Here is a 12,562-nt window from a genome sequence, read left to right as displayed (position 1 = left end):
ACATCTTGCGACGCTAACGCTCGTGTATGACTACGACCTGTTGGTGCTGGGCTCCGGACCCAGCGGTCAGAAGGCCGCGATCGCCGCCGCCAAACTCGGCCGGCGGGTTGCCATCGTGGACCGCCGCGACATGCTCGGTGGGGTGTGCATCAACACCGGCACCGTCCCGTCCAAGACGCTGCGCGAGGCGGTGCTCTACCTGACCGGCCTGAGCCAGCGCGACCTGTACGGCAGCAGCTACCGGGTCAAGGAGGAGATCACGGTCAGCGACCTGGCCGCCCGCACCCAGCACGTCATCACCCGGCAGACCGACGTCATCCGCAACCAACTCGCCCGCAACCGGGTCGCGATGATCACCGGTACCGGCCGCTTCGCGGATGCCCACTCCATCTGGGTCGACGCGGGCTCCGGGCGCGAGTCGAAGGTGACCTTCGACAAGGCCGTCATCGCGGCCGGCACCCGCCCGGCCCGCCCGGACAGCGTCGACTTCGACGAACGGACCATCGTGGACTCCGATGGCGTCATCAACCTCCAGGCCGTACCGCGCAGCATGGTCGTGGTCGGCGCCGGCGTGATCGGCATGGAGTACGCGTCGATGTTCGCCGCCCTCGGCACCAAGGTGACAGTCGTCGAACGCCGCGAGCAGATGCTCGACTTCTGCGACGAGGAGATCGTCGAGTCGCTCAAGTACCACCTGCGGGACCTGTCGGTGGCGTTCCGCTTCGGCGAGGAGGTCGCCGCGGTGGAGAAGCACCAGACGGCGGCGCTGTGCATCCTCAAGAGCGGCAAGAAGATCGTCGCGGACACCGTCATGTACTCGGCGGGTCGGCAGGGCCAGACCGACGACCTGGCGTTGGAGGCGGCCGGGCTGACGGCCGACCGACGCGGCCGGATCGCCGTCGACGCCAACTACCGCACGTCGGTCGAGCACATCTACGCGGTGGGTGACGTGATCGGCTTCCCGGCGCTGGCCTCCACCTCGATGGAGCAGGGTCGGCTGGCCGCCCAGCACGCCTGCGGCGAACCGATCCGGGAGATGCACGGCCTGCAACCCATCGGCATCTACACCATCCCGGAGATCAGTTTCGTCGGCCAGACCGAGGCCGAGCTGACCGACGCGTCGACGCCGTTCGAGGTGGGCGTCGCCCGCTACCGGGAGCTGGCCCGGGGTCAGATCGTCGGCGACTCGTACGGGATGTTGAAGCTGCTCGTCTCCCCCGAGGATGGCCGCCTGCTCGGAGTGCACGTGTTCGGCACCGCCGCCACCGAGATCGTCCACATCGGTCAGGCGGTGATGGGCTGCGGCGGCACGATCGACTATCTGATCGACGCGGTGTTCAACTACCCGACCCTGGCCGAGGCGTACAAGGTGGCCGCGTTGGACGCGTCCAACAAAATCCGCAACATAACCCGAATAGACGGCTAACCCCACCCACCCCCACCACCCCCAGGCCCCCACCCCACGACCCCGGTGATCAAGAGGTTTGCGTCACGACACGCCGGGGCGGGTGACGCAAACCTCTTGATCACGAGGGTAGAGCGGGGGGTGGGACCGGGGGGGTGGGGTTTGGGGGGTGGGGGTTGGGGTTAGGTTGTTGCGCAGGTTGGGGTTGGGGTGCCGGCGGTGCCGGTGCCCTGGAAGCCGAACTCGGTGGACTGCCCCGCGCCGACCTGACCGTTGTAGGAGACGTTCCTCCAGGTCGTCGTACCGGTGCTACCGCTGTTGGTGGCGCTCCAGGCATTGGTGACGGTCGCGCCGGACGGCAGGTCGATCGTCACGGTCCACCCGTTGAGAGCCGACGAGCCGGCCGTCACCCGTACGTTCGCCACGAAGCCACCGTTCCACTGGTTCACCGTCACCGAGGCGGAGCAAACGCCCTCTCCCGGCGGCGGTGTCGTCGGCGGAGGCGTCGTGGGTGGCGGAGTCGTGGGTGGTGGAGTCGTGGGTGGTGGAGTCGTGGGTGGTGGAGTCGTGGGTGGTGGAGTCGTGGGTGGTGGCGTCGTCGGTGGTGGAGTCGTCGGGGTGGTGCCGTTGTTGAGCGCGGTGAGCACGGCGTCGTACGCGGGCTTCTTCTGCCCGCTGTTGTTGAACAGCAGCGGCGACTGGTAGGACCGCCACGAGTCGCTGTCCCGGATGCCCCACACGGTGATGCCGTTGCAGCGGGCCACCGCGAGGCAGTCCTCGACCACGCTGCGGTACGTGTTGGCCGGGGCGCCCTCGATGTCCAGCTCGGTGATCTGCACGTCCACACCCAGGGCCGCGAAGCTCGACAGTGTGGTGCGGTAGTTGCTGACGTACGGGGAGTCGCTGTTGAAGTGCGACTGGAAGCCGACGCAGTCGATCGGCACGCCACGGGACTTGAAGTCGCGGACCATGTTGTAGACGCCCTGGGTCTTGGCCCAGGTCCAGTTGTCGATGTTGTAGTCGTTGTAGCAGAGCTTCGCGCCCGGGTCCGCGGCCCGCGCGGCGCGGAACGCCGCCTCGATCCAGTCGTTGCCGGTGCGCTGGAGGTTCGAGTCGCGCCGACCGCCGGAGTTGCCGTCGGCGAACGCCTCGTTCACCACGTCCCAGGAGTAGAGCTGCCCCCGGAAGTGCGTGGCGACCTGCGTCACGTGGTTCAGGATCGCCTGCCGCAGGGCGCTTCCGCTCATGCCCTGCATCCAACTCGGCTGCTGGGCATGCCAGGCGAGGGTGTGACCGCGTACCTGCATGCCGCGGCTGCGGGCGTGGTTGACGATCTGCTCGGCCGAGCCGTAGCTGAACCGGTTCTGCTGCGGCTCGGTGGCGTCGATCTTCATCTCGTTCTCGGCTGTCACCATGTTGAACTCACGGTTCAGGATCGTGGTGTACGTGCTGTCCGAGAGCTTGAAACCGGCCACCGCCGTACCGAAGTAGCGGCCCTTCTCGGCGGCGGACGCGCCGAGCGTGGTCCCGGCGGCGGCGGGCGCCGTCAGGACCAGCGTCATGCCGGCGGCGAGCGCGCCCGCCCCGGCCAACGCGACGGCGGCTCTCGACGCCGCCCTCCATCTCGCGTTTCCCATTCGTGCAGCTCCTTCTACTGAAAGGGAGTCAGGCGATCGAGCAGGTGGCCCCGTTGAGGGCGAAGGCCGTGGGCTTGCCGGCGTCGCCGGTGTGGGTGGCCTGGAAGCCGATCTCGACCGACGTGTTCGGGGCGATGGTGCCGTTGTAGGAGACGTTGCGGGCCGTCACCGCGCCGCTGGTCGGCGAGTAGGCGGCGTTCCAGCCGCCGGTGATGGTCTGGCCGCCGGGCAGCGTGAAGGTCAGCGCCCACCCGTTCACGGCCGTCGCGCCGGTGTTGGTGATCCGCACGCTCGCGGTGAGCCCGTTGTTCCAGGCGTTGACCGTGTAGGTGACCCCGCAGGCGCCCGCGCTGGGCGGCGGCGTGGTCGGCGGAGGCGTCGTCGGGGGCGGCGTGGTCGGCGGCGGGGTCGTCGGGGGCGGCGTCGTCGGGGGCGGCGTCGTCGGCGGAGGCGTCGTCGGCGGAGGCGTCGTCGGCGGGGCGGTGCCGTCCAGGCCGAAGAAGCGGATCACCTGCGCGGCGTCGACGGGGATGTTGTGCGTGACGCCCTGCATGCTGATCGCCTCGACCGGGGCCATCGGGCCGCTGCTGCCGTACCGGGTGCGGGTGTAGCCCGACTGCGGGGAGTCGGTGTACGTCGGGGTCTGGCTCAGACCGTGCACGTTGGTCCACTGCTTGACCTGCTCACCGAAGTTCGGGTAGCGCAGGGTGTCGTCGCTCGTGCCGTGCCAGATCTGCATCCGCGGCCGCCGGCCGCTGTAGCCGGGGTACGCCCCGCGGACCAGGTCCCCCCACTGCTGGGCGGTCTTGATGGACTGCCCGTTCGCGCACTGGCTGTTCCACTCCGAGCTGCCCCCGGTGGCGAAACAGGCGAACGGCACCCCGGCGAAGGACGCGCCGGCCGCGAACACGTCCGGGTAGTCACCGAGCATGACGTTGGTCATCATCGCGCCCGACGAGGTGCCGGTGGCGAAGACGCGGTCCGGGTCGGCGGAGTACCGCTGCTTGACGTAGTCGATCATCGAGACGAGTCCGACCGGGTCGCTGCCCCCGCCTCGGCGCAACGCCTGCGGCGAGGCCACGTCCCAGCACTTGCTGCTGCGGGTCGCCGACGGGTAGATGACGATGAAGCCGTACCGGTCGGCGAGGGAGGCGTACTGCGTGCCGGAGTAGAAGGCGGGGCCGGTGCCGGTGCAGTAGTGCAGGGCGAGCAGGATCCCCGGGCGGGATGCCACCCGGTCCGGGACGTACAGGTGCATCTGGAGGTTTGTGGGGTTGTTGCCGAAGCCGGTCACCTGCGTGAGCGTCGCGGCCGACGCGGGCGTGGCGAACGCCAGCGCGGCGGCGGCGACCGTCGCGACCGCGGTGAGGACGCCGAGCAGCCTTGTCTTCAGTGTCATGGTTCGCGATTCCTCGGGAGAATGGCGCATGGAAGGGGGTTAGTCGAGGACTGCCCTTCGCCCGACCGTGACCGCGGCTCGCGTGACCGATGTCAGCTTCGATCGAGGTCGCTCGATTGTCAAGGATTCCGGAAACCTTTCGGCGCAAGGGATTGCGCGGTCACCTGCGCACGTGCCAGGGGTCGCGGGGCCGTTCGTCACCTGCCCACGGCGGGCTATTATCGGCAGGTTCCCGATAACCAGACCGTCCTCGCGTGCACCCCCTGCGAGCGTCCTCACCCGACTCCCGCGGGCACGAAGGAGATCGAGTGAAGATCGTCGACGCCCGGGTCATCGTGACCTGTCCGGGCCGCAACTTCGTCACCCTCAAGATCGTCACCGACGAGGGCGTCACCGGCGTCGGTGACGCCACCCTCAACGGTCGGGAGCTGGCCGTCGCGTCGTACCTGCGCGACCACGTGGCGCCGCTGCTGATCGGCCGGGACCCGGCCCGGATCGAGGACACCTGGCAGTACCTGTACCAGGGCGCGTACTGGCGGCGCGGCCCGGTCACCATGAGCGCGATCGCCGCGGTGGACACCGCCCTGTGGGACATCAAGGGCAAGGTGGCGGGCCTGCCGGTCTACCAGCTGCTCGGCGGCCGGTCCCGCGAGGGCGTCACCGTGTACGGCCACGCCAACGGCGAGACCGTCGAGGAGGTGCTGGTCGAGGTCGCCCGCTACGTCGACCTCGGCTACCGGGCGGTCCGGGTGCAGTGCGGTGTGCCGGGCCTGCCCAAGACGTACGGGGTCAGCGCCGACAAGCTCTTCTACGAACCGGCCGACGCGGCCCTGCCCAGCGAGGCGACCTGGTCGACGCAGCGCTACCTGTCACACGTGCCGGGCGTGTTCGCGCGGGTCCGTGACGAGTTCGGCCCCGACCTGCGGCTGCTGCACGACGTGCACCACCGGCTCACGCCGATCGAGGCGGCCCGGCTCGGCCGCAGCCTGGAGCCGTACGCGCTGACCTGGATGGAGGATCCGGTCCCCGCCGACCTGCAGGAGGGCTTCCGACTGATCCGGCAGCACACCACCACGCCGATCGCCGTGGGCGAGGTGTTCAACAGCGTCATCGACGCCGCTCAGCTCATCCGCGAGCAGCTCATCGACTACATCCGGGCCACGGTGGTGCACGCCGGAGGGATCACCCACCTGCGGCGCATCTTCGACCTCGCGGCGCTGCACCACGTCCGCAGCGGCTCGCACGGCGCCACCGACCTGTCGCCCGTCTGCATGGCCGCCGCGCTGCAGCTCGACATCTCGATCCCCAACTTCGGCCTGCAGGAGTACATGCGGCACACCGCGCAGACCGACGAGGTGTTCCCGCACGGGTACCACTTCGCCGACGGCTACCTGCACCCCGCCGAGACGCCCGGGTTGGGCGTCGACATCGACGAGGAGGCGGCGGCCCGCTACCCGTACGCGCCCGCGTACCTGCCGGTGAACCGGCTGGAGGACGGGACCGTGCACCCCTGGTGAGCACGCCGGCGCCGGCGCTCCGGCCGGCCCGATCGGGCCGGCCGGATCAGTGGATGCGCCGCCCCCGCGCGTCGGGCACCCCGGACTTGCGGAAGAAGTACGTGTTGATCTGATCCCGCCAATCGGTGGCGCTGCGGACCTGCTCGTCGAGGCGCTCGGCCACCCGCTCGTACACGGCCGGGTCGATCATCCCGTTCAGGGTCTGCCACCGGCGTCGCATCACCGCCACCTCCTCGACGCCCGCGAAGTGGGTGTCGTAGATGTGCTGGATGACCGTCGACCCGCTGTGCAGGACGTGGTCGTACGGCACGTGGTGGAAGAAGAGCAGCAGCTCGTCCGGGCAGGTCACCGGCGACTCGTACACGTCGGCCCAGTACGGCGGGTACTGGCCGGCGAAGCCGGTGCCCGAGGCGCGACTGCGGTCCACGCCCACGCCGTCGCGGTCGGCGAAGTGGTAGGTGCCCCACCGCGAGTACTCGTACCCGTCGACGTCGGGGCCGTAGTGGTCGCCGGGGTGGACCATGAAGCCGACCCCCAGCGGGGCGGTGTACCGCTCGTAGGTACGCCACGAGTCGTCCATGATTTCGTGCAGCGTCCGCCGGACCAACTCCGGGTCGGCGGTCGCCGACGGCGGGAACGTCAGCGTCATCCACTCGTCGAGGACCGCCGTCGGGTCGAGCCGCGGGTCCCAGGCGAGCCGGCCGACCGTGTAGAGGTTGGCCTGGGCCAGCGGATGCCCGGTCCAGAAGGCGTCGTCGCCGGTGTTGGCGACGGCGACCAGGCCGCCGCCCTTGCCCGCCTCGCCGGTGACCACGTCGGCGATGGTGCGCCCGCCGGGGCCCCACGGCGCGAAGCTCAGCACCTCCCCCCAGCACGGGCCGAGGTGGCAGACGTGTCGCTGCTGGCCCGTGTACTCCTGGGTGACCTGCACCTCCACCGCGACCCGGGTGGCCGGCATGGCGGCGAGCACCGGCGAGACCGGCTCGCGCGTCTGGAAGTCCACCGGACCGAACTTCACCTGCAGGACCACGTTGGTACGGAATCGTCCGTCGAGTGGGGCGAAGTGGTCGTACGCGGCGCGGGCGCGGTCGGTGGACCGGTCCCGCCAGTCCTGGTGGTGGTTGTAGACGAACGCCCGCCAGTGCACCACTCCCCCGTACGGGGCGAGGGCCTCGGCGAGCAGGTTCGCCCCATCGGCGTGGTCCCGCCCGTAGCTGAACGGGCCGGGTTGCCCCTCGGAGTCGGCCTTCACCAGGTAGCCGCCGAAATCGTCGATGCGCTCGTAGACGCGCCGGGTGGCGGCCGCCCACCAGGCGCGTACCTCCTCGTCGAACGGGTCGGCGGTGGGCAGTCCGCCGAGGACCAGGGGCGCGGCGAAGGTGACCGACAGGTGCACCCGGATGCCGTACGGGCGCAGCGCGTCCGCGATCTGGGCCACGTCACCGAGCCGGTCGGTGAGCAGCAGCGCCTCGGCCCGACCCACGTTGACGTTGTTCACCGAGATGGCGTTGATCCCGCTGGCCGCCAGCAGCCGCCCGTACTCCCGGATCCGGGCCAGGTCCCCGCGCGGACGGCCACCGGCCCAGAAGATCGAGCCGCCCGCGTACCCCCGTTCGACCTGGCCCATCACCGGGTGCACGGCCACGTTGTCCCAGTGGTTGAGCATGCGGCGGCGCAGCGCGGGCCGGTGCAGCTCGGGTGGGCGGGCCGGGTCGAAGGCCGCCGCACAGAGCCGTACGACGTGGAACAGCCCGTAGAGGAGGCCGGCGGGCGCGTCGGCCAGCACGACCGTCGTCTCACCGCTGCGGGCCAGCAGGAAACCCTCGTCGCCGAGCGTCTCGCCGAGGTCGGCGAGCGCCGCCTCCCCCGCCGCGCGGGCCGCCCGCACCGCCGTGCTGGGCAGCTCGGGCACCCCGCGCAGGGTGAGCACCACGTCGACGTCGACGTCCCAGGACGGGGAGTGCCAGACCCGTCCGCCGTAGCGCGTGCAGGCGCGCGTCACCTCGTCGAGAACGGTGTCGACGAGCAGCCCGTCGCCGTGCACGAGGACGCGCCGCGCCCCGAGGGCCCGGAACGCCTCCGGTGGCAGCCAGGCGGGGTGTACGCGGGGATCCTCGACGTCGTGCGGCTCCGCCACGAACACCGGATCCTCCAGGTCGGCGTTCACGCGACCCCCCGCGTGACGATCACCTCGGCGGTCGTGGAGCGGCTCATGCGGTGAACTCCTTCCGGATCAGGTGGACCATCGGGTCGGCGACACGGAGAATTCCGAGGGCCAGGACCGAGGCGAGCAGCGCCGGCACCGCCTCGGAGAAGACCGCGGTGATCCCGGCCGCCGCCGCGAGCAGCAGGGCGTTGCCGGCGGTGACACCGGGGGTACGGACGAGGAAGTGCACGGCCAGGCGTAGGACGTCACGGGTGCGGAACTCGAACAGCGAGGTGATCACCAGCGCGTTGAGCGCGCAGAGGGTGACCCCGACCGCGACCGCGATCAGCGGGGCCACCCACCAGCTCGGTAGGCCGATCGCGTCACGGTAGGCGAGGTTCAGCGCGAGCACCGTCAACCACAGCAGCGTCGGCGTCCAGACCCGCAGCGCGCCCCCGGCGTTGCCGCGGTAGCCCCGCCAGAACAGCGCGGCGGGCCGCAGGTCGGTCAGGTCGGGTCGCTGGTGGCGCAGCGCGTACAGGGCGGCGCAGGCCGCCGGTCCGACCGGCGTCAGCAGCAGCGCGACCAGCGGCAGGTTGCTGGGGTCACGGTCGAGCAGCAGCAGCGGGAGCAGGGCGGGCACCGTGGTGAGAAGGAGCAGCGCCTCGACCACGAGCAGGATGTAGACGCGGGACGCGATCCGGGACAGGGGTCCGTCGCCGATCTGCCGCCCGGCCTGCGCCGCGTCGTTCACTGTCCGTCTCCTCCCAGGTCCGGCGGTCGGTCGCACGCGGGGGCGCCGAGGTCGGCCGGTCCGGTGCGCGTCACCGGACCGGCCGACGCCTCAGCGATGGTCCTTCTGGTAGCGGTCGTACGCCTTGTTGACCATGTCCAGGTAGGCGTCCATGTTCTTGCCCTTCAGCTCGGCCAGGTAGGCGTCCCACTGGGCGAGGTCCCGCTGGCCCAGCGCGAACTGCAGGGTCGCCTGGTAGACGGCGTCCTTCAGCGGCGTCTCCCACAGGGACGCCTGCTCCCGCTCCTCGTCGTTCAACGGGTGCGGCGGGGGCACGACGACCGGCGTCCGGGCGTTCATGACCTTCTGGAACTCCTGCTCCTCCGGGGCGAAGAAGCCCTGCACCAGTTCCGGCTTGCCGCCGTACGCGAAGACGCCGTTGTAGAAGCCGAAGTCCTTCTGGAGGTGCTTGGGGGCCGTGGGGTTGAGCCCGATGACGTTGACGTCGGGCGCGAGCTTGGGCATGCCGGCGCCGTCCCGGACGAAGGTCTTGCCCTCGACGCCCCACTTGGCGAACTCCTGGCCGGCGTCGGAGTACCAGAGCCAGTCGATGAACTGCATCATCGCCACGAAGTTCTTGCTCTCGCGGGCCTTCGAGGAGATCATCACGCCGTTCTCCAGCCGGTTGGCCGGGTTGACCTCACCGGCCGGCCCGATCGGCAGCGGAATCTTGGCGATCCTGGCCTTCGGGTTGGTCTTGGCCAGGTCCGGCCGGTAGTCGTTCACCACGGCCTGGGCGTTGGCGCTGATCACGAAGGACTTGCCGTTGGCGAGCTTCTGCCGGGCCTGGTCGTCAGTCTGGGTGAAGCTCTCCGGGTCGAGCAGCTTCTCCTTCACCAGCTTGTTGAGGTACTGGAGCATCTGCTTGTACTTGTCGCTCGCGCCGGTGTAGACGAACTTCTTGGTGTCGGCGTCCCAGCTCGTGTGCTGGAAGTTCCAGCCCGCGCCCTGGAGTCCGTACGACACGGCCAGGATGTTGAGCAGGTTGCCGGCCGGGTTGGGCTTGCTCCACCGATCCGAGAACGGGTAGACGTCCGGGTACTTCGCCTTCATCGCCTTGAGCACCGTGTACAGCTCGTCCCAGGTCTTCGGGGGGCTGAGCTTCAGCTCGTCGAGGATGTCGGTGCGGATCGCCACCGAGTAGTCCTGCCAGGGCTTCTCGTGCAGGCCGGGCAGCAGGTAGAACTTGCCGTCCTCCTGACGCCGGGTGTCGATCTCGGGCTTCAGGTTCCACTTCGAGATCTTGTCCTGGAGGTTCGGCATCAGGTCCAGGTAGTCGCTGACCGGCAGGACCGCGCCCGAGGACACGTAGGCGTCCTCCTGCCCCGGGTACGTCTTCGGGATGATCATCGGGGCGTCACCGGCGCCGATCAGCAGGCTGCGCTTCTGCTCGTAGTCGCTCAGCGGAACGGCGACCGGGGTGAGGGTGACGTTGGCCCGGGACTTCAGCTCCGACCAGAAGAGCCAGTCCTCGCGCAGCGGGTAGTTCGGGTGGTTGTTGTACAGGATGGAGAAGGAGACCGGCTCGCTCGCCTTGAACTGCTTGCCGATGCCGTAGTCGGACATCGCACCGGCTTTGTTCTCCGACAGGTCCTTGGCGTCGGACGGGTCATCACTGCAGGCGGCGATGCTGGTCGCCGTGAGCAGCACGGCTACCGCTGTCGCGACGCGGCGCCACGATCGGTGGAGCATGGCGGTCCTTTCGGGTTCGGTGGAGGAAAGGGTGGACGTGCTGGCTAGCCCTTCACGGCGCCGAGCATCACGCCGCGGACGAAGTACCGCTGGACGAAGGGGTAGACCAGGAGGATGGGCAGGGTCGTGAGCACGATCGTCACGGACTTGAGCGTCGCCTCGGCCTGCACCTCGTCGGCCTCGGCGATCGCACCGACGTTCTCCGCGCCGGTGGCCCCGGCGATCAGGTTGCGCAGATAGACGGTCACCGGCCACAACTCCTGCTGGTCCATGTACAGGAAGGCGGCGAACCAGGAGTTCCAGAAGGCCACGGCGTAGAACAGCACCATCGTGGCGACGATCGCCTTCGACAGGGGCAGCACGATGCGCAGCAGGATGCCGTACGTGTTGAGCCCGTCGACGGCGGCGGCCTCCTCCAGGTCGGTGGGTAGCGACTCGAAGAACGCCTTCATCACCAGCAGGTTGAACACGTTGATCGCGTTGGGCACCGCGATGGCCCACACGGTGTTCTTCATGCCCAGGCTGGTGACGAGCACGTAGTTGGGGATCAGGCCGCCGGTGAAGAACATGGTGAAGACCGCGATGCCGATCAGCGCCGTTCGTCCCCGGAGGTGTTTCTTGGACAGCACGTAGGCGTAGCAGGTGGTCAGCACGATCGAGATGGTCGTGGCGACGACGGTGTAGAAGACGGTGTTGCGGTAGTTGGTCCAGAACAGCGAGTCGTTCAGCACGAGCCGGTAGGTGTCCAGGTTGAACCCGCGCGGCACGAGGTTGACCTGCCCGGCGATGATGTACCCCTCGTCGCTGAGCGAGCGGGCCAGGACGTTGATGAACGGAAACAGGGTCACCACCACCACGATGGTGAGCACGACCGCGTTGCACGCCTGGAACACGCGGTAGCCCCGGGTGGGCCGGATACCGCGGGGTCCGACGCGGGCGGGCAGGTCGCTCACCTGGGCCGGGTCGGTGGCGTCGACGGTCACCACAGGCTCGTCCCCACCGTACGCCGGGCGATCAGGTTCGCCGTCAGGACCAGCGTGAGCCCGATGACCGCCTCGAACAGCCCGATGGCGGCGGCGTAGCTGAAGTTGCTGGACCCGAAGCCCATCCGGAACAGGTACGTGGAGAGCACGTCGGCGGTCGGGTAGGTCAGCGGGTTGTACAGCAGCAGGATCTTCTCGAAACCGACCGCCATGAAGGTGCCGATGTTGAGGATCAGCAATGTGACCATGGTGGGTCGGATGCCCGGGAGCGTGACGTGCCAGGTCTGCCGCCAGCGGTTGGCCCCGTCGATCCGGGCCGCCTCGTACAGGTCGTCGTCGACGGTGGTGAGCGCGGCGAGGTAGAGGATGGTGCCCCAGCCGACCGTCTGCCAGACCTCGGACGACACGTAGATCGTCCGGAACCATTCGGCGCGTTGCAGGAACGGCACCGCGTCGCCGCCGGTGGCCTGCACGATCTGGTTGACGGTCCCGTCGACGGAGGTCAGCTGCATGACCATCGCCGCGACGATCACGATCGACAGGAAGTGCGGCAGGTAGGACACGGACTGCACGAACCGCCGCAGCCGTCGGGCGCGTACCTCGTTGAGCAGCAGCGCGAGGATGATCGGCAGTGGGAAGCAGAACAGCAGCGTCAGCGTCCCGAGCACCAGCGTGTTGGTGAAGACGTCCCAGAACGTCGGGTCGGCCAGGAACATCCGGAAGTAGCGCAGCCCGACCCAGTACTCACCGAAGATGCTCCCGCCCGGCTTGAACCGGCGGAACGCGATGATGTTCCCGATCATCGGGAGGTAGCGGAAAACCAGGAAGAAGAGCAGCGGCAGGACGGCCAGCGAGTAGAGCTGCCAGTCCCGGCGCAGCGCCTGTCGCCAGGTGCGACGCCGACGGGGTGCGCGCGGGGCGGGGACGGTGGCCTCCACCGCGTCGCCGGGTGGCGCCGGCGGCGGGGGTCGTAACGTCTCGGATGTCATC

9 protein-coding genes are annotated in these 12,562 nt (G+C 69.4%); 2 read left to right on the top strand and 7 right to left on the bottom strand.

From position 1 onward, the window contains the following. Positions 1 to 22 precede the first annotated feature (22 nt). Positions 23 to 1,426, top strand: coding sequence for a Si-specific NAD(P)(+) transhydrogenase (gene sthA / locus AB0B55_RS01720; protein WP_357117505.1), 1,404 nt, complete (start codon positions 23 to 25; stop codon positions 1,424 to 1,426). Between the two features lie 161 nt (positions 1,427 to 1,587). On the opposite strand, the gene AB0B55_RS01715 is transcribed toward sthA, so the two are convergent. Both AB0B55_RS01715 and AB0B55_RS01710 read right to left on the bottom strand, forming a co-directional pair. Beyond that, entirely contained in the window at positions 1,588 to 2,967 is a 1,380-nt protein-coding gene (locus AB0B55_RS01715) for an endo-1,4-beta-xylanase (protein ID WP_357170547.1), read from the bottom strand. Positions 2,968 to 3,070: 103 nt separating this feature from the next. Next, the gene (locus tag AB0B55_RS01710) at positions 3,071 to 4,441 is read right to left on the bottom strand and encodes a PHB depolymerase family esterase (RefSeq protein ID WP_357169448.1); all 1,371 of its coding nucleotides are present in this window, start codon (positions 4,439 to 4,441) and stop codon (positions 3,071 to 3,073) included. A gap of 308 nt (positions 4,442 to 4,749) precedes the next feature. Here AB0B55_RS01710 and manD point away from each other — a divergent pair, with 308 nt between their 5' ends. After that, positions 4,750 to 5,958, top strand: a complete 1,209-nt coding sequence (gene manD / locus AB0B55_RS01705) for a D-mannonate dehydratase ManD (RefSeq protein ID WP_357134640.1) — start codon at positions 4,750 to 4,752, stop codon at positions 5,956 to 5,958. 46 nt (positions 5,959 to 6,004) lie between these two features. Here the strand turns inward: manD and AB0B55_RS01700 are convergent, their stop codons facing one another. The 5 genes from AB0B55_RS01700 to AB0B55_RS01680 all read right to left on the bottom strand — a co-directional run bounded on the left by AB0B55_RS01700 (position 6,005) and on the right by AB0B55_RS01680 (position 12,561). Then, positions 6,005 to 8,125: an alpha-glucuronidase gene (locus AB0B55_RS01700; RefSeq protein ID WP_357169445.1), complete on the bottom strand. Its 2,121-nt coding sequence runs from the start codon at positions 8,123 to 8,125 to the stop codon at positions 6,005 to 6,007. Between the two features lie 43 nt (positions 8,126 to 8,168). Beyond that, positions 8,169 to 8,858: a hypothetical protein gene (locus AB0B55_RS01695; RefSeq protein WP_357169443.1), complete on the bottom strand. Its 690-nt coding sequence runs from the start codon at positions 8,856 to 8,858 to the stop codon at positions 8,169 to 8,171. A gap of 90 nt (positions 8,859 to 8,948) precedes the next feature. After that, on the bottom strand, positions 8,949 to 10,589 hold the full coding sequence (locus tag AB0B55_RS01690) for an extracellular solute-binding protein (RefSeq protein WP_357134645.1): 1,641 nt from the start codon (positions 10,587 to 10,589) through the stop codon (positions 8,949 to 8,951). Between the two features lie 44 nt (positions 10,590 to 10,633). Then, positions 10,634 to 11,572 carry a carbohydrate ABC transporter permease gene (locus AB0B55_RS01685; RefSeq protein WP_357134647.1) on the bottom strand — a complete coding sequence of 313 codons (939 nt, stop codon included), beginning with the start codon at positions 11,570 to 11,572 and terminating at the stop codon, positions 10,634 to 10,636. Next, positions 11,569 to 12,561, bottom strand: a complete 993-nt coding sequence (locus tag AB0B55_RS01680) for an ABC transporter permease subunit (RefSeq protein ID WP_357134649.1) — start codon at positions 12,559 to 12,561, stop codon at positions 11,569 to 11,571. The genes AB0B55_RS01685 and AB0B55_RS01680 overlap by 4 nt, the downstream gene beginning before the upstream one ends. Position 12,562: the final 1 nt, after the last annotated feature.

Source organism: Micromonospora sp. NPDC049107, assembly GCF_040648595.1.
GTDB lineage: Bacteria > Actinomycetota > Actinomycetes > Mycobacteriales > Micromonosporaceae > Micromonospora.
Note: the sequence above shows the minus strand (reverse complement) of the source record. Positions and strands in the feature narration are given on the sequence as shown.